Annotated in this window: 22 protein-coding genes; 7 read left to right on the top strand and 15 right to left on the bottom strand. The window is 30.7% G+C overall.

Annotated elements, in window-relative coordinates; all coding sequences use genetic code 11:
* Positions 1-2: 2 nt before the first annotated feature.
* The 10 genes from AC27L2_RS01435 to glgA all read right to left on the bottom strand — a co-directional run bounded on the left by AC27L2_RS01435 (position 3) and on the right by glgA (position 10,055).
* Positions 3-170 (bottom strand): hypothetical protein, encoded by a 168-nt coding sequence (locus AC27L2_RS01435; RefSeq protein ID WP_487209875.1) that lies wholly within the window; start codon positions 168-170, stop codon positions 3-5.
* Between the two features lie 11 nt (positions 171-181).
* Positions 182-751 (bottom strand): cytochrome c3 family protein, encoded by a 570-nt coding sequence (locus AC27L2_RS01430; RefSeq protein WP_487209874.1) that lies wholly within the window; start codon positions 749-751, stop codon positions 182-184.
* A 461-nt stretch (positions 752-1,212) separates the two neighbouring features.
* Positions 1,213-2,193, bottom strand: coding sequence for a polyprenyl synthetase family protein (locus tag AC27L2_RS01425; RefSeq protein ID WP_487209873.1), 981 nt, complete (start codon positions 2,191-2,193; stop codon positions 1,213-1,215).
* Entirely contained in the window at positions 2,190-2,945 is a 756-nt protein-coding gene (tatC, locus tag AC27L2_RS01420; protein ID WP_487209872.1) for a twin-arginine translocase subunit TatC, read from the bottom strand. Before tatC ends, AC27L2_RS01425 begins: the two co-directional genes overlap by 4 nt.
* Positions 2,946-2,952: 7 nt before the next feature.
* Positions 2,953-4,254 (bottom strand): serine hydroxymethyltransferase, encoded by a 1,302-nt coding sequence (locus AC27L2_RS01415; RefSeq protein ID WP_487209871.1) that lies wholly within the window; start codon positions 4,252-4,254, stop codon positions 2,953-2,955.
* Between the two features lie 30 nt (positions 4,255-4,284).
* Positions 4,285-5,517: a tetratricopeptide repeat protein gene (locus AC27L2_RS01410; RefSeq protein WP_487209870.1), complete on the bottom strand. Its 1,233-nt coding sequence runs from the start codon at positions 5,515-5,517 to the stop codon at positions 4,285-4,287.
* Positions 5,518-5,538: 21 nt separating this feature from the next.
* Positions 5,539-6,780: a BamG family beta-barrel-assembly machinery protein gene (bamG, locus tag AC27L2_RS01405; RefSeq protein ID WP_487209869.1), complete on the bottom strand. Its 1,242-nt coding sequence runs from the start codon at positions 6,778-6,780 to the stop codon at positions 5,539-5,541.
* A 9-nt stretch (positions 6,781-6,789) separates the two neighbouring features.
* Positions 6,790-7,986, bottom strand: a complete 1,197-nt coding sequence (locus AC27L2_RS01400; protein WP_487209868.1) for a DNRLRE domain-containing protein — start codon at positions 7,984-7,986, stop codon at positions 6,790-6,792.
* Entirely contained in the window at positions 7,987-8,562 is a 576-nt protein-coding gene (locus AC27L2_RS01395) for a D-glycero-alpha-D-manno-heptose-1,7-bisphosphate 7-phosphatase (RefSeq protein WP_487209867.1), read from the bottom strand.
* Positions 8,562-10,055, bottom strand: a complete 1,494-nt coding sequence (gene glgA, locus AC27L2_RS01390; protein WP_487209866.1) for a glycogen synthase GlgA — start codon at positions 10,053-10,055, stop codon at positions 8,562-8,564. The genes AC27L2_RS01395 and glgA overlap by 1 nt, the downstream gene beginning before the upstream one ends.
* 124 nt (positions 10,056-10,179) lie before the next feature.
* On the opposite strand from glgA, the gene hutI reads away from it, so the two are divergent.
* From hutI to AC27L2_RS01370, 4 genes are read left to right on the top strand one after another with little or no spacing between them, the layout of a single operon-like run.
* On the top strand, positions 10,180-11,424 hold the full coding sequence (gene hutI, locus AC27L2_RS01385; RefSeq protein ID WP_487209865.1) for an imidazolonepropionase: 1,245 nt from the start codon (positions 10,180-10,182) through the stop codon (positions 11,422-11,424).
* 7 nt (positions 11,425-11,431) lie between these two features.
* Positions 11,432-12,448, top strand: a complete 1,017-nt coding sequence (ftcD, locus tag AC27L2_RS01380; RefSeq protein WP_487209864.1) for a glutamate formimidoyltransferase — start codon at positions 11,432-11,434, stop codon at positions 12,446-12,448.
* A 20-nt stretch (positions 12,449-12,468) separates the two neighbouring features.
* Positions 12,469-13,098 carry a cyclodeaminase/cyclohydrolase family protein gene (locus AC27L2_RS01375; protein WP_487209863.1) on the top strand — a complete coding sequence of 210 codons (630 nt, stop codon included), beginning with the start codon at positions 12,469-12,471 and terminating at the stop codon, positions 13,096-13,098.
* Positions 13,098-14,354, top strand: coding sequence for an exo-beta-N-acetylmuramidase NamZ family protein (locus tag AC27L2_RS01370; protein WP_487209862.1), 1,257 nt, complete (start codon positions 13,098-13,100; stop codon positions 14,352-14,354). The genes AC27L2_RS01375 and AC27L2_RS01370 overlap by 1 nt, the downstream gene beginning before the upstream one ends.
* A 20-nt stretch (positions 14,355-14,374) precedes the next feature.
* Here AC27L2_RS01370 and AC27L2_RS01365 read toward each other — a convergent pair whose 3' ends face one another.
* The 5 genes from AC27L2_RS01365 to AC27L2_RS01345 all read right to left on the bottom strand — a co-directional run bounded on the left by AC27L2_RS01365 (position 14,375) and on the right by AC27L2_RS01345 (position 22,105).
* On the bottom strand, positions 14,375-16,042 hold the full coding sequence (locus AC27L2_RS01365; protein WP_487209861.1) for an Ig-like domain-containing domain: 1,668 nt from the start codon (positions 16,040-16,042) through the stop codon (positions 14,375-14,377).
* On the bottom strand, positions 16,018-17,067 hold the full coding sequence (gene mltG / locus AC27L2_RS01360; protein WP_487209860.1) for an endolytic transglycosylase MltG: 1,050 nt from the start codon (positions 17,065-17,067) through the stop codon (positions 16,018-16,020). Before mltG ends, AC27L2_RS01365 begins: the two co-directional genes overlap by 25 nt.
* 17 nt (positions 17,068-17,084) lie before the next feature.
* The gene (gene tsaD, locus AC27L2_RS01355; protein WP_487209859.1) at positions 17,085-18,125 is read right to left on the bottom strand and encodes a tRNA (adenosine(37)-N6)-threonylcarbamoyltransferase complex transferase subunit TsaD; all 1,041 of its coding nucleotides are present in this window, start codon (positions 18,123-18,125) and stop codon (positions 17,085-17,087) included.
* Positions 18,125-19,024: a proline dehydrogenase family protein gene (locus AC27L2_RS01350; protein WP_487209857.1), complete on the bottom strand. Its 900-nt coding sequence runs from the start codon at positions 19,022-19,024 to the stop codon at positions 18,125-18,127. The genes tsaD and AC27L2_RS01350 overlap by 1 nt, the downstream gene beginning before the upstream one ends.
* A gap of 888 nt (positions 19,025-19,912) precedes the next feature.
* Positions 19,913-22,105 carry a sodium-translocating pyrophosphatase gene (locus tag AC27L2_RS01345; protein ID WP_487209856.1) on the bottom strand — a complete coding sequence of 731 codons (2,193 nt, stop codon included), beginning with the start codon at positions 22,103-22,105 and terminating at the stop codon, positions 19,913-19,915.
* Positions 22,106-22,395: 290 nt separating this feature from the next.
* On the opposite strand from AC27L2_RS01345, the gene AC27L2_RS01340 reads away from it, so the two are divergent.
* From AC27L2_RS01340 to AC27L2_RS01330, 3 genes are all read left to right on the top strand, one after another.
* On the top strand, positions 22,396-22,725 hold the full coding sequence (locus AC27L2_RS01340; protein ID WP_487209855.1) for a hypothetical protein: 330 nt from the start codon (positions 22,396-22,398) through the stop codon (positions 22,723-22,725).
* Complete coding sequence (locus AC27L2_RS01335) at positions 22,709-23,062, top strand: HesB/IscA family protein (protein ID WP_487209854.1); 354 nt, start codon at positions 22,709-22,711, stop codon at positions 23,060-23,062. Before AC27L2_RS01340 ends, AC27L2_RS01335 begins: the two co-directional genes overlap by 17 nt.
* Before the next feature lie 109 nt (positions 23,063-23,171).
* Positions 23,172-23,780, top strand: a complete 609-nt coding sequence (locus AC27L2_RS01330; protein WP_487210081.1) for a superoxide dismutase — start codon at positions 23,172-23,174, stop codon at positions 23,778-23,780.
* The last annotated feature ends 560 nt before the right edge of the window (positions 23,781-24,340 follow it).

Here is a 24,340-nt window from a genome sequence, read left to right as displayed (position 1 = left end):
TTCTAAACCTTATTTATTCTTTTTACAGATAATGGATTAGATTTTAAAATAATTTTATTTTTTTTATTGAATAAGGAACCAAAAATTTTAATTGGTTTTTGTGATACTAAAAATCCTGCAATCGCAGTTATCCCAATAATCTCAAAAAATTTTTTTCTATTGATTCTCATTCGATTTACTCCTATCTATGGCATGCAAAACAATTTTCGGGACCTTTATTAACATTTTTTAAGTAAGGCAAATTTTCATGAGGATTACGATGGCAATCAAGACATGCTGCCATTGTGAATTGTCGAACTTGTGATATCTTATCCATCTCTTTAACATCACCATGACAGCTTTCACATTGAATTCCTCGATTAACATGAACACTGTGATTGAAATATGCATAATCAGGCACACGATGAATTCTTTTCCATAAAATTGGTTTATTTTCATTATAATATTTTGTCAATTTTATTATATCTGGTCTATCTTTTCTTGCAATTGAATGACAGTTCATACAAATATTTACCGAAGGAATAATTGCATTGCGAGTTTTTTCTACACCAATGTGACAATACTGGCAGTCAATTCCCATCTCTTTAGCATGAAGTTTATGAGAAAAATTGATTGGCTGCTCTGGTGAATAGCCAAGTCCATCTCTTTCAGGTCTTGAAATGTAATATGTAATTAGAAAACTACTCGCAATTACAAATAATGTTAATGGTAATCTGATTTTTAGTGTGTAATCAAGAATGGTTCTCTTCATCAAACTGTATTATTTAATTGGACATTATGTATATTTATTAAAATTTAGTATTCAAAGATAACAAATGATAATTTATCTCCAAAAGTTCAATTATGAAAAATTTTTTTGTAAGTAAAAATTATTGTTCGTTAAATAGAAATAAATTAAACATTTCTTAAAATTCGTTTCGTGTTATAAATCCTCAGTTCAAATATTCCATTATTTCATCATTCCATTTTTCAAGTGCTCAGGTTCCTTGCTTTGATATTGAACCCTTGCAGGGTTCTGGTAATTTTTCGTTTGTCACATTTTTCTATTCATATTAAACCACTTCGTTGTTTTTGCAAACAATAACATTCTACTTTTAATTTGCAACCTTCGAACCTCCAACTTGAAACCAGCAACTATTAATGCTTTTGAACGAAACTTAGTTTCATGTTACAAAAATGGAATTGGAAGTGTTAGTTGTGAATTAAGTAAAATTAATTTTTTCTATTAACTACAAATTCTACAAGTCTGATTAAAGAATCTTTTGCCTCAGAGGATTCAAAAATGTCAAGCGAGTTTATTGCTTTTTGAGCATATTCTTTTGAAACTTTCTCAGAATAATTGATGCCATCATATTTTTTAACAAAATCTATTACATCATTTACATCTAATTTTTTCCCGCCCTTTTTGATTGTCTTTAATATTTTATCAGATTCAGCGTTGTTAGATTTGCTCAATGCATGAATTAAAGGAAGTGTTAATTTTTTTTCTCTAATATCTCCACCAAGTGGTTTTCCAATTAATTTTGTTTTTCCCACATAATCAAGTATATCATCACGAATTTGAAATGCAATACCGAGATTTTCACCAAATTGTTTTAAAGCTTCTATTTTCAAATTATCATTTGTTGCTGCTCTTGCTCCAATTTCACAACAAGTAGATATTAGAGAAGCAGTTTTATCAGAAATTATTTTGAAATAAGTTTCTTCATCATTATCAAGTTTTCTTGTTTTGCTTATTTGAAGAAGTTCACCTTCAGACATTCTTCTTACAGTATCAGTAATTACTTCAAGGAAATCAAAATCTTTTGAATCAATAGCAAGCATAAGTCCTTTTGCCAGCAAATAATCCCCCATCAAAACAGCAATTTTATTTTTCCAGATGGCATTAATAGATGGGAAATATCTTCTTGTTTCTGCATTATCAACTACATCATCATGAACAAGGGTTGCAGTATGAAGAAGTTCAACTAAACCTGCTCCTCTGTAACTTCTTTCATTTATGCCGCCAGCAATTTTACTCGATAAGAGAACAAGAATAGGTCTTATCTTTTTCCCTTTTTGTTTAAGCAAGTAGCGGGTAATTAAATCAACTATTCCAATTTTTGATTTAATTGATTTACGAAACAGTTTATTGAATTCTTCTAATTCAGGTTCTATTATTTGTGTGATTTTTGAAAGTGAATTTTGAATCAATTTTTCTTCTGGAAAATTTTTGAAACTAAAATACTTATTTCATATAAGAAAACCAATGGTATTGCAAGTATTATCTGTGAGACTGGATCAGTTCCCGGAGTTAAAACAGCTGCAAGAATCATTATTATTACAATTGCATGACGACGATATTTCTTCATAAAATTTGGTGTAAGAATTCCAATCTTAGTCAAAAAAAATGAAAGCATTGGTAATTCAAATACTAATCCAGCTCCTAAAATAACACTCAAAATAATTGAGAAATATTCATCAATTGCAAAATTGTTTTCAATAGATGGCGAGCCAAACTGCGCTGCAAATTTTAATGCCAAAGGCAGCATCACAAAGTAAGCAAAAACAACTCCACAGATAAAACAGAAAGTTGTAAACAAAACTATCGATGTTATATACTTCTTTTCTTTTTCTTTTAATGCTGGAGCAATAAATTTCCAGATTTGATATACAACATTTGGAAAGCTAAGTATTAAACCAATAATTATTGCAACTTCAAAATAAAGAAATAGTTGGCCAAAAGGTTTGAGATTCTGTAGTTTGATATTTGCTTCTTTAGCTGGAAGAAGTAAAACTTTATCAACAAAGAAATCGATAAAAATCCATGCGATAATCGTTCCTATAACTATGCCAATTAGAGAATAAATAATTCTCCATCTTAATTCCTCGAGATGCTCGAGGAAAGTCATTTCAACTTCTTCAGAATGATTTTCCTCGGTAAGTAGTTTTTCTTCTCTGCTCACACAACACTTAATTTATTTGTAACTCAGGATACAATGGAAATTTAGAACACAATTCTGCTACTTCTTTTTTAATAGAAATTAATACCTGTTCATTATCAACATTTTTAATTGCTCTGTCAATAAATGATGCAATCAATTTCATTTCATTCTCTTTCATGCCCCTTGTAGTTACTGCAGGAGTTCCAATTCTAATTCCACTTGTAACAAATGGACTTTTAGTATCGAAAGGTATCATATTTTTATTCACTGTAATTCCTGCAATACCCAGAGCAGTTTCTGCTTTTTTACCGCTTATATCTTTATTAGAAAGATCAATCAACATCAAATGATTATCTGTTCCGCCAGAAACAACATCATAACCAAGATTTGTTAATTCTTCTGCAAGAGTTTTTGCATTTTTTATTACTTGTTTTGCATAATCTGTAAATGAATCTTGAAGAGCTTCGCCAAATGCAACAGCTTTTGCCATTATAATGTGCATTAATGGTCCGCCCTGAATTCCTGGCATAACAATTCCATCAATAACTTCAGACATCATTTTTAATCTATCGCCTTTTGGTGTTTTTATACCAAGAGGATTTTCTTTGTCTTTGCCTATAAGAATTACTCCGCCGCGCGGACCTCTCAAAGTTTTGTGTGTTGTTGATGTTACAATATCACAGTAAGGAAGAGGATTATTTAATAAACCTTTTGCAATCAAGCCAGCAGGATGAGCCATATCGCACATCAAAAATGCACCAACTTTATCAGCAATTTCTCTGAACTTTGCATAATCCCAATCACGAGAGTATGCACTTGCACCTGTGATTATTAACTTTGGTTTTTCTTTTTTTGCAATGTCTTCAATTAAATTATAATCAAGCAGTTTAGTTTCTTTGCTAAGTGTATATGGAATGGAATGATAAATCTGTCCCGAAAAATTTACAAGCGAGCCGTGAGTTAAATGTCCACCATGGTCGAGACTTAAGCCTAAAATTTTATCACCTGGTTTAAGCAGAGCCATATAAACTGCCATATTTGCTTGAGAGCCGCTGTGAGGCTGCACATTAACATATTCAGCTCCAAATAATTTTTTTAATCTTTCTCTAGCAAGATTTTCTGCCATGTCAACATATTCGCAGCCTCCATAATATCTTTTCCCCGGATAACCTTCTGCATATTTATTTGTCAATACAGAACCAGCTGCACTTAATACTGCAAGACTCACAAAATTTTCAGAAGCAATTAATTCAAGATTATAGGCTTGACGATTAATTTCTAATTTAACAATGTTTAATATTTCAGGGTCTTGTGTTAAATATTGTAACATAATTTCACTTATTATTTTATGAAAAATTAATTATGGAACTTGAACAGTTTTACCAATCCAGGAATAACAATCTCCTTCAATTTTAATTACATCACCTGATTTTAGTTTTCTAAAGAAATAATCTTCCTTTGTTGGAATTGAATTTTGAAGAGCTTTTACTCTATCTGCAGCTAAGCTTGAATATTGTCCATTCATCGAAGCTGCTTTTCTATATGTATTTACTGCAAGCAGATAAACACATTTTGCCATAAAATCAAAATCACAGCCGCGAGCTGCTTGTTCATACAACTGAGCTTCAATTAAAACTGGATAATCCCAATTCGGGTCAATGCTCATTGCTTTTTGCAGAAATGATCTTGAAACTGAAAGCTGGTCCATCTTTTTGTAAATAAGTGCAAGGTTCACATAATTTTCTTTTCCATCAGGTTGAAGTTCAATTAACTTTCTATAAGCTTTTATTGCTTTATCATTTTGTTCTAATTTATCATAAACACTTGCTAATTGTTTCCAGTAATTAACTACATCAGGAGCTTTTGTTGTTAAAAACTCAAGTGGTTCTTTTGCCTTCTCATATTCTTGTGCTCTTAGGCAAGTTGCTGCATATTTCCATGCTTTCTCAAGATTATCTTTATCTAAATCCCAAGATTTTTTTGTAATATCAATAAGTTCATTAATATTCTCTGCAATTGATTCAAGTTTTTGAATCCATAATTGATTATCCGGTTCTGCTTCAGATAATTTTGAATATAAATCGAGAGCTTTAAGCTTATAATCGTTTGTATCAGAAGCATTGGCAATGTATAAAAGTCCAAGTCTATCTTTGTAAAATGCTGGAAGATTTGGGTCTTTTTCAATTGCTTTTTCATAAATAGGAATTATTTTTTCCGGTTTATCATGAAGCCATACTTCCATCACATAAGCTTTGCGGGCTAAATAATAACCTTCAAGTTGTGGTTCATATTGAATTGCTTTGTCGTAAAAATAAAGAATTGTGTCGTTTAGTTTTTTCTTTTGTTCATCTGAAACCTTTGCACTGTCGTGCAAATACCATAATGTTTCTTCCATTTTAGGAAATAGCTTGAACTTAACAAAATTTGTCGGATCGCTGTTAATTACTTTCCAGCCGTATGGTTCTGCACTTACATAATCTTTATTCTTATGATATTCATAAAACAATGAAAAGTTTGCCATTATATCATTCTGGGCAAACAATGAAGTAATGTTAATTAAAAAAAGTGCTAATAAATATTTTACTTTTTTCAATTTTGAATCTCCTATATTTTTTCATCTTTCTTGTCTAACGAACCAGATTTCGCCAAGACTTAATGTAATTGAAAATTTATAAATATTTTCTCTTAATAGATTATTTTCTGTAGTTCCTCTTTTACCAAATTGAAAAGCAAAATCAATTGTGCTTTCCAATCCAAGCGGTAACGAAAAGCCTGAATAAACAGCAATCATATCAATACTTTTATTGTTAATATGATATTGAGTTTTTTCGTAGCTTAGACCTCCTCTCAATATAACCTGTTCCCAATATGAGTGTGACCTTAATTCTGATTTACGATACTCCACACCTAAACTAATCTTTTGTAAATTCTTAAGTTCATTTAATCGTTGATTATCTTTCGTGAACTGATTAAAAGGCTGATAAAGATAATCAGCTGCAAAAAGATAATCAGAAAATTGCAAAGCTAAACCTGCTCCAAATCTATAAGGGAGTTTTGTAGTAATTTTCCCAGATGAATTGTTTATTGTTCCAATGATTGTTGTTGAATTATTAACTGTATCTGCATCAATAGTTGATTTATTTGAGTATGTAATTCCAATTCTTAAATCCTTTATACCATTCAGTTTAATTAATTGTGTTAAGTTGCTCGAAATTAAGCCAACTGTAAAACCGATACCGTGGTAACTGTATTCATCAGAAAAAGAACCATCTCGATAAGTTGAACTGCTGTTGAATTCAATTGAAGATTTATGAGTAATCTTTCCAAGATAGTAATCAAAAGAAGCTCCAACTGCAAAATTAAATGGAAGTTTATAAGACAAACCAATAAAAGTTTTTGATAATCCTCCCTTTCCGCTGTAAGTAAGTTTATATGAACCTGTCAAATCATTGCTTTCATTAGTAGTAACATCATAATCAACATTTGAGAATGGCAGTAATCCTGCAGTTAAACTTATTCCATATTCATGGTCAATTGGGAATCCAAGCATGAAGCCAGTAAAAATTGTTTGAGAATAAAAAACAGAAGATGAATTTGAAGAAATATTATTGCCGTGATAAATTATTCCAGTTTCTACTCTCGTTAATCTTAATTTTGACCAGCTTGCAGGATTCAAAATATTAAGATAATCATAATCAGTCACTGCAATACCTAATTCCCCCATTCCCATTCTTCGAGCAGAATATGAATAATAAAAATCTCCCAGGCCAAATCTTGAATAGATTGACCCGCCTGATGCAAAAGTTTCTTTAGCCAGGATTAAAAAAATAAAAATATATTTTCCAAATTTTTTCATTGTATTCAATTATTTATTTAAGTAGTAAATTTTTAATCTTGGACGCAATGCTTCTGATTGTTTACTTCCATAAATCCAGATTCTTGCTGCAGAAGATTTTTCGTCTGCAAGTGATAACTCAAGTCCTTGATTTTCATCCTGTCCACTTACCCATTTTTGAACCATCCATGAAATATCACCACTGAATGTATTTCCACTTCTACTTAATATTGCATAATAAGAACTATCGGAAGTATAACTTTTACTTACGCTGTCTTTTAATACTTTGACAATAATTGAATCAGAAGAAGGATTGCCGTCAAAGCTCTTTAATGAATCAACACTAAGTTCCAATGTTGCTTTGCTTATAATAATATTTTTTGGTAATGATGATAAATCAAAAAACAGAAAACCTTTATAGCCCAAACCTCCTTCGAGTACAATGTCGTTTGGAGAATAAACATCGGCACCATTAACCACATGAATATCCATGTATGGTGAAACAAGGATTGTATCTTTGTAAACTGATGGCTGTTCTAAAACAATATATAAAGTTGGAATATCAGGGTCATTAGTCAATTGATAGCCTTTGAATCCTAATAATCTTTGAGTTGCAGGTGTTGGCTTAAAAAGCAATCCATAATTTGGCGGTGCAAGTGTTGTGTCAACAGAATACTTGAGCCATTCAAAAACTGTATTTGGAACTAAATTGAATTTCACCAAAGTATCTGTAATACTGCGTGAATAAGAAACATCATTTGCATCATAATTTAATATTTTTAAGCTATCATAGTTAAATGCATCGGAGCCCCACTTTTTTCTTACTTGATGAACAGTAAAATCAAATGGTAAATTTTTATCTCCAAGAGAATACTTAACTTTCATATCCATCCAAGTTTCTGCAACTCGCAGCTTGTTATCTTTAATTTTAGTTACAATAGAATCAGCAAGATAAATATTAAAACTCAACAATATGTATGATTCTATATAAGAATTTTTCCCAAGAATTAATTTATCCGATACTCCAAGAGTAATTTTTTTCTTAAATGTATTTGAACTTAATTTTACATTTTCTTTTTGTGTAATGAATTCATTTAGTTTTATTTTATTTACATCCTGTAAAAGGTCAGAGCCAACAGAAGTAGGGTCATTATTGCAGGCAATCAAGAAAATCGCAAGGATTAGATAAATAAAAATTTGTTTGTGTCTCAAAAGAAATTTATTCAATTAATTTTCCTCCGCAAAAGATTGAAATATAAAATTAGCAACTTCATAAAAATCATTGGCTACAAAATTGGGCTTTTTACCTTGATTAATCAAGTTAGATATTTCTTCATCATTTAATGTTGTACGCAATAAGATTGTTTTGACATTTGCATTAATGCCTGCTTCAATGTCTGAACCTCTATCGCCAATCATAAACGACTTTGTTAAATCAATATTATGTTCTTCAGCTGCTTTGAGAATCATTGCAGGTGATGGTTTTCTGCAGTTAGCTTTTTCAGGAGGGTCGTATTCTGGATGATATGGGCAATAATAAACTGCATCAATTGTAACACCTTCTTTTTGAAGTAGTTCTTTTACTCTCTCATTTACTGCTTCTACATCTTCAATTGTCATTAATCCTTTTGCAACTCCAGCTTGATTGGAAACCACGATTATCTTAAAGCCAAAGTGTTCTTTTAGTTTCCTTAAATTTTCTGCAACACCTTTTAACAAAATAATGTCGTCAGGATTTTTAACATATCCTGTATCGTGATTAATAGTTCCATCTCTGTCTAAAAATAAAGCTGGATTTAACATCAGTTCTTTTCGGTGAGTTTTTTGTAAAGTTCAATATATTTCTTTGCTGAATTCAACCAGGAAAAATCTGACTTCATTCCATTCTTCATTAATGTTTTCCATGTTTCTTTATCATTTGAAAACAATTTAATAGCTTTTTTAATTTCTGATATCATTGCGCTTGCAGAATATTTTTCAAAAACAAATCCATTGCCTGAACCATTCTTTTCGTTAAAAGGCTGGATTGTATCTGCAAGTCCTCCTGTTTTATGAACAATAGGCACAGTTCCATAAACAAGACTGTACATTTGATTCAATCCACAAGGTTCATATTTTGAAGGAATTAAAAACATATCGCTTCCGGCTTCGATTAAATGTGCAAGGTCATCATCAAAGCCAATAAAGCAAGAAAATTTATCTGAATATTTCGAAGCCATATTCATAAAAAATTTGTTATACTTTTTATCACCTGTTCCAAGCAAAACAAGATGCATATCAAGATTCATCAATTGTGTAAATGCATCTTCAATTAAATCCATTCCTTTATCTTCTGTTAATCTTGAAATTACTCCTATTACCGGAATATTTTCATCGTATTTAAAATTAAAATTCTCGGCAAGAGCTTTTTTATTTTCTTTTTTGCTATCAATATTTCTTAAAGAATATTGTTTTGGAATTTTTTTATCAACTTGAGGATTCCAGATTGAAGTATCAATTCCATTGATTATGCCATAAACGTCTTTTTTTCTTTTTGCAAGAACTTCATGTAAACCAGCACCAAATTCTTTTTCTGTGCATAATTCTTTTGCATAAGTTTCGCTAACAGTATTAATCATATCAGCAAACATCAAACCTGCTTTTAAGAAATTTAATTTGCCTTCATGGAACACACCTTTCTCGTTTGCAAGTTCTTCAGGTAAAGAAGTTTTTGCAAAAGATTCTTTTGGAAAAATTCCCTGATAAGACATATTATGAATTGTAAACAAAGTTTTTACTTTGGCATATTGAGGGTCATTTTTATACATTGTTTTTAAATATGCAGGAATCAATCCACATTGCCAATCATTACAGTGAATAATATCAGGCGTCCATCCTAATTTTGTAATCAATTCAAAAGCTGCTCTTGCAAATAAAATAAATCTTTCATCATTATCTGGATAATCTTCGCCAGTCAACGGATCTGAATACAAACTGTGACGACTACCAAAATATTCAGGATTATCAAGAAAATAAATTTGCACCCTAACTTTTGGACCGATTAAAAAGGATGATCTCAAAGAAAAGATTACTTCTTTTTCGCCAATATTAATTTTAATATCCTTCAATCGAACAACTTCATGAATCTTAAATTTTCTCTCGTCTATAGCACCATATTTCGGAACAATAAGTCTTACATCATGACCTAATTCTTGCAATTTTTGAGGGAGTGCCGAAGAAACATCTGCCAATCCGCCAGTTTTTATGAAAGGAACAACTTCAGATGTGGCAAAGAGAATTCTATACTTTGATGGCATTTTTAGATAATCCTTGCATTTTTAGTATTCAAAAATACGAAATTAATAGTGTCTTAACAAAAAGATTAGAAATTAAGGCTTCGAATTGTCTATTTTTAATATGCTGATAAGAAAAAATTATGTTATGAAAAAATTAATAAACAACCCGGCTTTAATTATTACTGTTGATACAAATGGAAAAAATTTCAAAAGAGGAAAAGAACAAAATAATATTACTATTTTAACAAATCATTCTATTCTAATTGAAAATGGTATAATAAAAGATTTAATTCCAAATTCATCGCTTCATAAAATTTCAGCAGATGAAACAATTGATGTAAAAGATAAAATAGTTTTGCCTGGTCTTATAGAATGCCATACTCATGCAGCATTTGCCGGCTCTCGTTCAAATGAATTTTTTCAAAGATTGAGCGGGATTAGTTATGAAAAAATTTTGGAAAACGGAGGAGGTATAAATTCAACTGTTCAATCAGTTAGAAATTCATCTTATGATGAATTGATAAATTTGCTTGAACCAAAAATTGAAAACTTTATTTCTCAAGGAGTAACCACTTTAGAAATTAAAAGTGGTTATGGTTTAAGTTATTATGATGAAATTAAACTGCTGCAGGTAATAAATCATTTTAGTAAATCTTCTAAAATTGATATTGTTCCAACATTTTTAGGTGCACATGTATATCCGTTGGAATATAAGAATGACCATGAAGGTTACTTGAAGCTAATTACTGATGAACTTCTCCCATACATAATTAAAAATAATTTATCTGAATTTGTTGATATATATTGTGAAAAGTCTGCATTTAATATCGAAGAAACAGAATTAATAATTTCAAGAGCAAAAAAACTTAAATATAAAATTCGAATTCACACAAATCAATTTAATAGCATAGGAGGAATTCAGCTTGCAGTGAAACATAAATTACTTTCTGCCGACCATCTGGAAGTAATTGATGAAAACGAAATTAATAATATAGCAAAAAGCGAAACTGTGGCGGTGTTATTACCTGGTGCATCATTTTTCTCAAACTCACAGTATGCACCTGCAAGAAGTTTAATTGACAATAATGCAATTGTGGCTTTATCAACGGATTATAATCCAGGAACATCAAACATCATAAATTTACATTTGATAATGAGTCTTGCTGCAATTTACATGAAAATGACTCCAGAGGAAATAATATCTTCTGTAACAATTAATGCTGCAAAAGCACTTGGTTTAAGTGATATCGCAGGAAGCATAGAAATTAATAAGCAGGCTGATTTTGCAATTTTTGACTCAAAAGATTATAAAGAAATTATTTACAACATTGGACAAAATTTAAACTCGATGACAATTAAAAAAGGAGAAATAATTTATAAAAAAACTTGAGGATAAAATGAAAATTATTGAATGTGTTCCAAATTTCAGCGAAGGAAGAAATGAAAATACTTTTAATGAAATTCGAAATGCGATTGATTCAACTTCTAATGTAAAATTGTTGAATCTTGAACCTGATGCTGATTATAATCGAGTTGTTGTAACAATGGCTGGAAATGAAGAAGGAATTCTTAATGGTGCAATAAATGCATGCATAGCAGCAGCAAAAAATATTGATATGAGATTTCATAAAGGAGAACATCCAAGAATTGGAGCAATTGATGTTGTCCCCTTTGTTCCAATTTCAAATGTAACTATGGAAGAATGCGTAAAAATATCTGAACAATTTGCTGAAATAATTTCTCGTGAATTAAATGTTCCTGTTTATTTATATGAATATTCAGCTCGTAAACCTGAACGTAAAAGTCTTGCAAATATTAGACAGGGAGAATATGAAGGATTGGAAGAAAAATTAAAAAATCCGGAATGGTTCCCAGATTATGGCGAACCTGTTTTTAATCCAAAACTCGGTGCAATTGTTACAGGTGCAAGATTTTTTTTAATTGCTTATAATGTAAATATCAAATCGAATGATATTAAATTTGCTAAAGAAATCAGTGAACTGCTGCGTGAAAGTGGTTATCCAAAACGTGATGAAGCAGGAAATATTATAAAAGTTGATGGTAAAACTATTAGAGTACCTGGAAGATTAAAAGAAGTTAAAGCTATGGGAGTTTATCTTGAAAAATATAATATTACTCAAGTTTCGATGAATCTTACAAATTTTCTTGTTACTCCAATTCATATAGCATATGAGGAAGTAAAAAAAGAAGCGTTAAGATTTGGTGTAGATGTTTGCGGCAGTGAAATAGTTGGACTGGTTCCATTAAAAGCAATCATTGAAGCAGGTAAATTTTATACAAACAACAAAGAATCCAATGAAACAAAATTGATTGAAGCTGCAATTGAAAATCTTGGATTAAATTCATTAAATAAATTTATTCCAGAAGAAAAAATTATTGAATACATGATTTAACTAAATTAAAGGAAATTTTTATGAACGAATCAAAAACAATTTTAGAATACTTAACAGAATTATCATCAAGTGCACCTGTTCCAGGCGGCGGGAATGTTGCTGCATTTTGCGGCGCTCTTGCTTCAAGCCTTGGCATAATGGTATGCAACTTAACAATTGGTAAGAAAAAATATGCAGATGTCGAAAGTGATATGATTTCTGTAAAAGAAAAACTTGATGATTACAAGAAAAAATTTCTCGAATTAGCTGAACAAGATAATCAAGCTTTCAACAATGTTTTGGAAGCAATGAAACTTCCAAAAGAGAATGAAGAACAAATCGAAATTCGTTCAAAAAAAATTGAAGATGCCACTTTACATGCCGCAGAAATTCCTTTCGAAGTAATCAAAAATTGCAGTTCTATTTTGCCATTATTAAAAATCATAATTGATAAAGGAAACAAAAATTCTATTTCAGATGCAGGCGTAGCAGTCTCTTTAATAAAGTCTTCTGCTCAATCTGCATATTTGAATGTATTGATAAATTGTAAATCATTGAGCAATCAAACAATAGCTTCTGAAATTCAAAAAAGTGTTCAAGTGATATATGATGAAGTTCAAAAAACAACAGATTTGTATCTGAATATTATCACAAGCTCATTGAAATCATAATGAAAAATTTTTTATCTAAACCGCTGTTTATAATTTTTATTTACTTCTTAATAATCAAGCTGAATGTATATTCTCAGAATCCAAAAGTATTGCTTGGAATTGATATTCTCGAAAAAGATAATTTTTCTTTGCTCCAAGGCAAGCGGGTTGGATTAATAGCAAATCATACAAGTGTTAACAGCAAATTAATATCTACAATTGACTTATTCAAAAAAGCAAAAAATTTTCAACTGATTGCTGTTTTTAGTCCAGAACATGGCATCAGAGGAGTTGCTGGTTCCGGTGAATTTGTTGAAGATTTTTTTGACAGCTCATCTGGCATTAAATATTATTCTTTATATGGCAAAACTCAAAAACCTACTCCAGAAATGCTCAAAGATGTTGATGTTTTAGTTTATGATATTCAGGATATTGGATGCCGCTCTTATACATACATTTCTACACTTGGACTTGCAATGGAAGCAGCTGCAGAAAATAATAAAGAATTCATTGTTCTTGATAGACCTAATCCGCTCGGCGGTTTGCGTATCGAAGGAAATATTGTTGAAGATAATTTTATTTCTTTTGTCAGTCAATACAAAATTCCTTATGTGTATGGATTAACTTGCGGCGAATTAGCTCTAATGCTTAATAATGAAAAAATGCTTTCAAATGGTTTGAAGTGTAAATTAAATGTAGTTAAAATGGAAGGCTGGCATCGATGGATGAAATTTGATGATACAAAATTAATTTGGGTGCCAACCTCTGCAAATGTGCCTGACAGTAAAATTCCATTTTATCTTGTTGCAACTGGAATTCTTGGTGAATTAAATGAAATTTCTATTGGCATAAGTTATACTTTACCATTCCAAACTTTTGCTGCTGAATGGATTAATCCTGATACACTTGCTGCTTACATGAATTCATTAAAACTCACAGGTGTAAAATTTAGACCGATAAGTTATAAACCTTTATACGGAAAATGGCAGAATAAAATTTTGAATGGAGTTCAAATTCATATTTACGATTTTGATAAAGTTAACTTGATGCAGATTCAATTTTATTTTCTTGAGGTTATTAATAAGCTCTATCCTGATAAAAAGATTTTCAGCATTGCAGATTCTTCACGAATAAAAATGTTCGATAAAGTTATTGGAACAGATAAAATTCGTCTTCAATTTTCTAAAAGGTATAAATTTCATGATATCAAAGAAATTTTGAATAAAGATATTAAGTGGTTCAAAAAATTGTCATCGAAATATTACCTATATCACTGAAAGTAACAACTGATTAATTCTTATTTCAAAATTACATCTCCTACAGGCCAGCGTGCTCTTAAATTCAATGTATCAGGATAAAATTTGAATCCTTCAGCAAACTTAAATGGATTTACACTTCCAAATGTATATTTCCCATTTTTGTCTTTGTCTATAAAGCTCCACAACAAATATTTCCCCGGCAAAACTTTATTAATATTAAAATTCTTTTGCTTATCAATTTTTTGTTTGTATATATTTTTATTTGCATCAGAGCTTTCAAGTACAACAATAACATCGTTAGTATCACTGTCAATCATAACTTTCCCCGATATGCCAGAAAAATCAAGTTCACTCGCTGTTGTAAATTTATATTTATAAATTGAATCAACTTTGTTCCCTGCTGCATCTATCAATTTGCTGAGATTAATATTGAGCTGATATTCACTTCTCTGCTTTAATTTTGATTTTAGAATCACATCAAATGAAGCATCATCAATTTTTTTAATTTCAAACGGATATTTGTTTTCTTTTACGTCAATAACACTCACCGCTTTCCTTAAGCTATCTTCTTCAATTCCATCATCAAATTTTAATGTAAGAACTGGATTATCAAAATCTGTTTTGTTTTCAGGATATTGATTTTCAATTTTTACAATCTTTGGAGCAGAAGTATCTTTTTTTGTTTCAACGTTTAATTGTATTTCTTCTTTAAGATTAATATTACCGTAAACATCATAAACATTCTGAGCAATTAAAAAAATCTTGTTTTCTTTAATTAATGTATCAGCAATACAAAAATTAAATTGATTTCCCTTTTCAGCTGATTTGAATAAATATTGCGGAATTACTTTTTTATTTATTGTAGAATCATATATATAAAAATTATCCACTGAAATTTTTGAACTGTCAATTCTCTCATTAAAATCGATAAGAATATGATTCTTATCCTTCATTGATGCATTTAAAATATTTGGTGCAATTGTATCTTCTTTGGTCAAAAAGAAATCAACATTATTTATTTCATGAATTTCTTTCGACAAAACAATTTTTTTAAACTGAACTCCATATTCATCTTCATTCTTTTGATATAAAAAATCTCTTAATTTATCTTTCATTGCAAAGACAAAATATTCTCCTTCACTTAAACCAACTAAATTATATTTGCCATTTTTCCCTACTTCAGAAACAAAATCCGGTTTTTGAATTGAAGGGTTAATCTCACTATTATTTTTTTTGTAAGCAAAAACCATTACACCTGAAGGTTCTTTGTCATAAATCTTTCCTGAAATTTTTCCCGAATCAATTTTTTCTCCAGTTGAAAATGCAAATGAGTATGGTTCAATCATTTTGTTATGATTATTTAAGTCCTCAATTCCAGCTCCAATAGTAATAGTGTATGTTGTATTTTTTCTTAATGTATCTTGGAAATTTATTCTTAAAGTTCTTCCACTCCAATCATACTCGAGAGGATATTTCAACGGAGGTGAAATAAAAATTGCATCACGAACAGTTCTTTTATCAACATATTCACTGAATTTAATCTCAAAATAATTTTTATTGAAATTTGTTGTTCCATTTGAAGGATATACTTCAATTATCTGTGGAGGAATTATATCAACTGGTCCTCCACCAGGCGGAATTTGATTTGCACAACTCCATATAAAAATTGCAAAGATTATTATTACTGATTTTGACCTTTTAACCATTTCCTGTATCGAGCTATGTTTTCCATATGTTCAAATTGATTAGAAGAAAAATTATGCTGCCCTAATCCATTTGCAACAAAATAAAGATAATTATGTTTTTCCGGATATAATGCAGCAAGAATTGCATCTTTTCCTGGATTATTAATTGGTGCTGGTGGAAGTCCTGCATATTTATAAGTATTAAATCTTGAATCAATATCCAGGTCTTTGTAATAAACTTTTTTACTCTTTCTTTCTCGAATTAAATATTGAACTGTTGGGTCTGCCTGCAAAAGCATCCCTCTTTTTAATCTATTATGATAAACACCGGAAATTCTTTTAAACTCAGGCACATAATTCGATTCAGCATCAATTATAGATGCTAATGTTAATACTTGCTTTTTAGTCATCTTTAATTCTTGCATTCTCTTCTTAATCTTTGGGTCATCAAGAAATTTATCCATTTCTTTTTTTAATCTTCTTAGAACATCTTCAGCAGTTGAGTTTGAATAAAAATAATATGATTCCGGTAAAAGGTAACCTTCAAGATTATCAGTATCCAATCCAAGTGAATTAATAAATGATTTACTTTTGCTCAATTCCATCACTTTAGCAGAATCAATGCCTAAATTTTCTTCGAGCAGTTTAGCCAATTCATTTTGCCATATTCCCTCTGGAATTGTTACAAGCACTTGCAATGATTTTTTAGGATTTATCAATTCTTCTATGAGTTGAAGATAATTTAATCCATTCGGGATTACGTATCTTCCAGCTTTTATTTTTCTTTCTGCACCATAAATAAAAGCTGCAATTTTCATATTAGTTTTACTTGGAATAATTTTTTTAACATAAAGTGAATCAACAACTTGATTGAGTGTCATCCCTTTTGGAATGTCAATTTGAACGGGCGATGGCATTTCATAATAATTTGGTGCATAGAAAGTAAATATCAAAATTGAAAGGACAAAAACAAAAAAAGCTACTATTAAATAAATTTCATTGCGATTAAAAATTTGATTTTTATTTTCATCAATAATTGTTATCAATATCAATCCTAATTTTTTTAATGGAAATCTTTAATAAATGTATTGCCATTTAAGTCGGGATAAGCATTATGATTGGAAAAATAAAATAAATTTTCATTAGTATGAGAATATTCATAAAGTCTCATGCCGCGATAAGCAATCATAGCAGCATTATCTCCACAGAATTCAAGTGATGGGATTATTAACTTTTTATTGTAACGAACAGAAATTTTTTCAAGTTCCTCTCTTAATAATTTATTTGCTGCAACACCTCCAACAAGTGAAATTGAGTTGACTTCAAAATTGCTTAAAGCTTTTTCAACATTTCTTGTTAAAGCTTTTACTATAGCTTTTTGAAATGATGCTGCAATCAATGGAATATGTTCATCTGGAATTGTTTCGCTGTTTCCATATTCTTTCTGAATAAATCTTATTACTGAAGTTTTAAGTCCACTGAAAGAAAAATCGTATTCATTTTGGCAATGAGCAATCGGGAAATCAACAAAATCCGAATTTTTATTTTCAGAAATTTTTTGAATTTGTGGACCACCAGGATAACCAAGCCCAAGTAATTTAGAAACTTTGTCGAAAGCTTCGCCAGCTGCATCATCTACAGTTGTTCCAAGTTTAATAATTTCAATATCACTTTTAACAATTAGTAGAAGTGTATGTCCGCCTGAAACTACAAGACACAAATAAGGAAACTCTGGTTTTTCTTCCATTAAGAATCCAGAAAAAATATGTCCTTCAATGTGATTTACAGGAATAAAAGTTTTTTTAAGTGAATAAGCCAAACCTTTTGCAAAAGTCAATCCAACAAGTAAAGCCCCAATTAAACCTGGACCTGCTGTTGCAGTAATTAAATCAATTTCTTTTAGTGAAAGATTTGATTCTTTAAGAGCTTTTTTCAAAAGTGGCATCAATATTTGAAGATGTGCTCTGCTTGATAATTCAGGAACAACACCACCGTAATCAACATGAAAATCCTGAGAAGAAATTAAATTGGAAATTAATTTCCCATTTGATATTACTGCTACAGAAGTTTCATCGCAAGATGTTTCTATTCCGATTACATTCATCAGTTATGTGAAAAAATACTTTTTGTGATATACCATGCTACCTGTGGATTTTCCTGAAGTCTGCGAATTGAATAATTATACCAGTGTTTTCCAAAAGGAACATAAACCCGGATTTTATAACCATCAGAATTAATTTTGTCTCTAAGATTTTCTTTTACACCGTAAAGCATCTGAAATTCAAATTTATCTTTTGGAATATTTTTTTCTTTAATCATCTGATAAGCTTTTTCAATTAGATAATCATCATGTGTTGCAATTCCAACATAATTGCCATTATTAAAAAAGTACTCGAGGATTTTAATAAAATTATCTCGAATCTCCTGCTTTTTTTTATAAGCAATTTCTTCAGGTTCAATATAAATTCCTTTGCATAATCTATAATTAGTTCCTTTCATATCTGGATTTTGAATATCACTCATGGTTCTTTTAAGATAAGCTTGAACAACAATTCCAACATTATCATATTTCTCTCTTAATCTTTTATAGAGTTCAAAAGTTGCATCAGTTGTAGAAGAATCTTCCATATCGATTCGCACAAAATTTTTATACTTTGCTGCTCTTTCAAGAATTTCTGAAACTTGCTTGTAGCAAAAATCAAAATCAATTTTCAAACCCATTTGAGTTGGTTTGATTGATAAATTTGATTTCAAATTATTTTCTTGAATAACATCCAGAACATGCAAACATTCAAGTTTCGCCTGCTCTGATTCTTCTTTATTTGTAACGGCTTCGCCCAGAACATCCATAGTTGCAAGTATTCCTTTTGAATTCAGTTCTTTAACAACACGAATTCCATCTTGAATGGTTTCGCCTGCGATATATCTTTTTGCAAAAATGAAAACTATGGATTGGGGGAGAATTTTAACTACATCAACAATAGCTTTGTTAAGAGGATTCACAATTCACCAAATTTGTAAGAAATTTATAAACAAAATTAGATTAACATAATTCATAAATCAAGGAAGGTTTATAATTTGTCACAAACATTGTCATCAATAGTTTTAAGTTTAGGATTACAATTTGAAGGTTGCATTTTGATAGTTTGAATAAACCACGAAATGGTTTAATATGAATAGATTACAAGATTACAAAATTTAAAAATTGCAAAAACCACGAAGTGGTTTAATATGAATAGAAAAAATGTGAAGTACGAAAAATTATCAGAACCCTGAAGGGGTTCAATAACATGCTATGACAATAGAAACATTAGGAATGATGAAAAATTGGAATAATGCTTGCCCGCCTTAGGCGGGGAATGATAGGCAGGTGCTTTGTAACACGAAATGAAATTTCTTGCGTAACTAAATTACAAAATTATGCCGTTAGGCATTCCTTTGGTACAAGATTACAGATTGACAGTTTCAATTTAAAAACCCCGAAAGGCGTTTAATATTAATAGATGAAAGAAAATAAATATATTTTAGAACCCTATAGGGGTTCAATAATAGATGTGGAAACAGAAGCGTTTGGAATGATGTGCTGAGACTTGTAACACGAAACGAAGCTTCGTGAAAAAAAATATTTTTCACTATTGTCGAAATTACATTTCGACTTACAATTTTAAATTTATAACACGAAACTTAGTTTTGTTCTTATTTTAATTTTTTCTCTTCTATCTAAATTATTGTTTTGAATTATATTGTTCAATTCCTAACACGAAATAAGGATTTGAGTTTTTCCCTCAGATGTTCATTAAATAAATTTATGGTTCTCAGTGCTGAGTTCCCTCAACCCATACACTGAGAACCATAGTGTTATTTCATTTTTAATAACAAATATTAATGAACTTATAAAATATGGAATGCTACTGTCACTCCAGCCATTACAATTGAAACCATGCTCATTAATTTAATTAAAATGTTCAAGCTTGGTCCAGATGTATCTTTGAAAGGATCACCAACAGTATCACCAATTACAGCAGCTTTATGAGGATCAGAACCTTTACCGCCATAATTTCCTTCTTCAATATATTTCTTTGCATTATCCCATGCACCACCTGAATTAGCCATAAATATTGCAAGAACAAATCCAGCACCAAGTCCGCCTGTTAATAAGCCCATAACTCCAGCTACCCCAAATATAACTCCAGTTATAATAGGAACTAAAATTGCAAGTAAAGAAGGAAGAATCATTTCGCGTTGAGCACCTTTTGTAGAAATAGCTACACAGCTTGCATAATCTGGTTCAGCTGTTCCTTCAAGAATTCCAGGAATAGTTTTGAATTGTCTTCTTACTTCGTCAACCATTTTACCTGCAGCACGACCAACAGCACTCATTGTTAAACCGCAGAACAAAAATGCCATCATTGCACCAATAAATACTCCAACCAAAACATTTGGATTCATTAAATTAATCTGGTAATAATTCATAAAATCCATAATACTTGCTTTTTGAGTTTCGATAAGAATACCATTACCTAAATCAAGAAGTGATTTTCCGGCTCTTAATAAAGCAATTTTAACTTCTTCAACATAGGAAGCTAAAAGAGCAAGAGCTGTTAGAGCAGCCGAACCAATAGCAAAACCTTTTCCTGTTGCAGCTGTTGTATTTCCTAAAGCATCAAGAGCATCTGTTCTTTTTCTAACTTCTTTGCCTAAGCCGCTCATTTCTGCATTACCACCGGCATTATCTGCAATAGGACCATAAGCATCTGTTGCAAGTGTAATTCCAAGTGTAGAAAGCATTCCTACAGCTGCAATTCCAATTCCATATAATCCCATATTAATATTTGTTAAATCAAAACCTGTTGCAAATAGAAAAGCAAAAATAATCCCGAATGCAACTGTGATAACCGGAACTGCTGTTGACATCATACCAATACTCAAGCCAGATATAATAACAGTAGCAGGACCAGTTTGTGAGCTATTTGCTATTCTTTGAGTTGGTTTATATGAATGTGAAGTATAATATTCAGTTGATTTACCAATAATAATTCCTGTTACCAATCCTGTAACAATTGAGCCCCAAATTCCAAGTGCATTTTCAAATCCAAGTAAGTTAACAATTATAAAAGAAAAGATTACGATTAAGACCGAGCTTATATTTATTCCTCTTGAAAGAGAAGCAAGCAAATCTTTTTGAGTTGCATCTTCTTTTGTTCTTACCATAAAAATTCCAACAATGGAAAGAACAATACCAACTGCTGCAACAAGCATTGGGGCTAATACAGCTTTCATTTGTAATTCAGGTGCATTAACAAATGCAGAAGCTCCTAAAGCTGCTGTTGCTAAAATCGAACCACAGTATGATTCATACAAATCTGCACCCATTCCTGCAACATCACCTACATTATCGCCAACATTATCAGCAATTGTAGCTGGATTGCGCGGGTCATCTTCTGGAATACCAGCTTCAACTTTTCCTACTAAATCAGCACCAACATCTGCTGCTTTTGTAAAAATTCCTCCACCTACTCTTGCAAACAATGCTTGTGTAGAAGCACCCATCCCAAATGTTAACATTGTTGTGGTTACAACTACAAGATTATGAGCATCACTTGCGTGAGGATAAACAATATTTAATATTGTAAACCAGATGGAAATATCAAGCAAACCAAGACCAACAACTACAAGTCCCATAACAGCACCGCTTCTGAAAGCAATTTTTAATCCTTTATTCAAAGATTCTCTTGCAGCATTAGCTGTTCTTGCAGAAGCATAAGTTGCGGTTTTCATTCCAAAAAATCCTGATAAACCAGAGAAGAAACCGCCAGTAATAAATGCAAATGGCACCCATGGATTCTGAACATTAAATCCATAAGCAAGTATTAAAAAAATTACCATAATAACAATGAAAAACATTCCAACAACTTTATATTGTTGTTTAAGGTAAGCCATAGCTCCTTTACGAACATAGGAAGCTATACTTGCCATTTTTTCTGTGCCTTCGCTTTCCTTCATCATCTGTTTGAAGAAAAACCAGGCAAAAAATAAAGCAAGAATTGAAGAGGCAGGGGCAAGCCAGAAAATACTGTTAACCATTTTTTCTCCGATTACTTATTTAACATACCATTTAATTAAGTTTCTCTTTTTCTATCTGTATCTAAAAAATTTAACCAATCTTTATCTTAATTCATTACTTTCTTAAGATTTTACAAAATTTCAAAAAACTATTTTTCAAAATTAATAAAAAATGTTGAGATAATAATCCGTTTATAAATTTTTTTATTTATTAGAACTCTTATAATTTTGCTAAAGTTAATACAAAACAAAACCAATTATTGAGGGAAAAATTCTTGATTAATTTTTCTAAACTAATCTAAAGGTGAATTATGAACTATCTGAATGAATTACTCAACAATCAAAAAGTTTTTTTCAAATTCATGAAAGAAAAATATCCTCTGTTTACCAATTCAAATATTTTTTTGAGAGATGTTCAATATGCTATAAGAAGTTATTTTGAGAAAAAAAATATAAAACTCAGTTACACAGAATCAGAAAAATTAACTCTTGAATTTATTGATGCTCTTACAAAAGAAAATAAATTAAAAAAAATTTCTTCAAATGCATGGAAAGTGAATTTTTTTCTTGATAATAATGTTAATGATATTGAAAGCAATAAAAATCAAGAAGAAAGGATTGAAAATGAACGAACAAATTAACATAACTTCTGAAATAGATATTACGGAAAAAGCATTAAAACAGGTTTTGAAAATAAAGGAAGAAAATAATATTCCAGCAAGCTATGGATTAAGAATAAGTGTTAAAGGCGGAGGTTGTTCAGGCTTAACCTATCAACTTGGTTTTGATGATACAGAAAAAGCTGGTGATACAGTTATCGAAAAAGAAGGATTAAAAATTTTTGTTGATGGCAAAAGTTTATTTTATCTGACAGGCACTGTCCTCGATTTCAGTGATGGACTAAACGGTAGAGGTTTTGTATTCAATAATCCAAATGCAAAAAGAACATGCGGTTGTGGCGAATCATTTGGAGTTTAATATGAACAGAAAAAAATTTTTAACATCGATAGGTTTACTAACATTAGGATTAGGCACAAAAAAAATTGAAGCATTAACAAACAATATATATAATAAAAGGAGTAACACAATGAGTAAATTCGAATTACCACCATTGCCCTATGCATTTAATGCGTTAGAACCATACATAGATGCAAGAACAATGGAAATACATCATGACAAACATCATGGTGCTTATGTAACAAACTTAAATAAAGCCATTGAAGGAACAGATATGGAAGGAAAAACTCTTGAAGAGCTTTTCCAGAATGTTTCCAAACTTCCAGTAGCTGTTCGTAACAATGGCGGTGGACATTATAATCATACAATGTTCTGGGAAATTATGGGACCAAATAAAGGTGGTCAGCCTACAGGTGCACTTGCAGATGCAATCAATGGCACATTTGGTTCATTTGAAAAATTCAAAGAAATTTTTAACAATGCCGCTGCAACAAGATTTGGCTCTGGTTGGGCGTGGCTTGTTTTAAGTGATGGTAAGTTAGTTGTAACTTCAACTCCTAATCAGGATAATCCCTTAATGGATGTTGCTGAAGTTAAAGGTTTTCCTGTTATGGGACTTGATGTTTGGGAACATGCATATTACTTATTATACCAAAATAGAAGACCTGAATACATTGCTAATTGGTGGAATGTAGTTGATTGGGATGCAGTAGCAAAGAGATTTGCATCTGCCAAGTAATTCAATTAAGTATTTTGAAGGAGACGAATCGCTTACTCGTCTCCTAATATTTTCCTTTCTATAAACAGCCCTACAAATCATAATCATAACACAAAATAAAATTTTGTGCAAAAGCATTAATGGTTAAATTTTGTAAGTTACAGGTTAAATGTTAGAAAACCAGGAGGTGCTTTAATATGAATTGTAACACGAAACGAAGTTTCGTGCTTATTTGAATTACAAAATTGTAGGTCGAATGTTGCATATTAAGAAACCATGAAGTGGTTTAATATGAATAGATTACAAGATTTAAAAAATTACGAAAACCACGAAGTGGTTTAATATGAATAGAAAAAATGTGAAGTACGAAAAATTATTAGAACCCTGAAGGGGTTCAATATTAGTCGATGGGAATAGAAGCGATTGGAAAAATGGACTGGTGTATTGTAACACGAAATGAAATTTCATGAATGGTAATTGAATAAATGAAATCAATTAATTTTGTGCACGATTCTTCGAATCATGTTAGAGATTAAATCGTTACACGAAATGAAATTTAGTGCGTGCCTGAATTACAAAAT

It is taken from the genome of Rosettibacter sp. KY25 (assembly GCF_057554405.1).
The sequence above is the reverse complement of the archived record's forward strand: the minus strand, read 5'-3'. Positions and strand labels throughout refer to the sequence as shown.

Excerpts from the sequence above, each read along its gene's own strand:
- AC27L2_RS01435 (WP_487209875.1), bottom strand. The coding sequence starts at position 170 with ATGAGAATCAATAGAAAAAAATTTTTTGAGATTATTGGGATAACTGCG.
- AC27L2_RS01365 (WP_487209861.1), bottom strand. The coding sequence starts at position 16,042 with ATGGTTAAAAGGTCAAAATCAGTAATAATAATCTTTGCAATTTTTATA.
- AC27L2_RS01330 (WP_487210081.1), top strand. The coding sequence starts at position 23,172 with ATGAGTAAATTCGAATTACCACCATTGCCCTATGCATTTAATGCGTTA.
- AC27L2_RS01415 (WP_487209871.1), bottom strand. The coding sequence starts at position 4,254 with ATGTTACAATATTTAACACAAGACCCTGAAATATTAAACATTGTTAAA.
- AC27L2_RS01370 (WP_487209862.1), top strand. The coding sequence starts at position 13,098 with ATGAAAAATTTTTTATCTAAACCGCTGTTTATAATTTTTATTTACTTC.
- glgA (WP_487209866.1), bottom strand. The coding sequence starts at position 10,055 with ATGCCATCAAAGTATAGAATTCTCTTTGCCACATCTGAAGTTGTTCCT.
- bamG (WP_487209869.1), bottom strand. The coding sequence starts at position 6,780 with ATGAAAAAATTTGGAAAATATATTTTTATTTTTTTAATCCTGGCTAAA.
- AC27L2_RS01395 (WP_487209867.1), bottom strand. The coding sequence starts at position 8,562 with ATGTTAAATCCAGCTTTATTTTTAGACAGAGATGGAACTATTAATCAC.
- hutI (WP_487209865.1), top strand. The coding sequence starts at position 10,180 with ATGAAAAAATTAATAAACAACCCGGCTTTAATTATTACTGTTGATACA.
- tsaD (WP_487209859.1), bottom strand. The coding sequence starts at position 18,125 with ATGAATGTAATCGGAATAGAAACATCTTGCGATGAAACTTCTGTAGCA.
- ftcD (WP_487209864.1), top strand. The coding sequence starts at position 11,432 with ATGAAAATTATTGAATGTGTTCCAAATTTCAGCGAAGGAAGAAATGAA.
- AC27L2_RS01335 (WP_487209854.1), top strand. The coding sequence starts at position 22,709 with ATGAACGAACAAATTAACATAACTTCTGAAATAGATATTACGGAAAAA.
- AC27L2_RS01340 (WP_487209855.1), top strand. The coding sequence starts at position 22,396 with ATGAACTATCTGAATGAATTACTCAACAATCAAAAAGTTTTTTTCAAA.
- AC27L2_RS01430 (WP_487209874.1), bottom strand. The coding sequence starts at position 751 with ATGAAGAGAACCATTCTTGATTACACACTAAAAATCAGATTACCATTA.
- AC27L2_RS01345 (WP_487209856.1), bottom strand. The coding sequence starts at position 22,105 with ATGGTTAACAGTATTTTCTGGCTTGCCCCTGCCTCTTCAATTCTTGCT.
- AC27L2_RS01375 (WP_487209863.1), top strand. The coding sequence starts at position 12,469 with ATGAACGAATCAAAAACAATTTTAGAATACTTAACAGAATTATCATCA.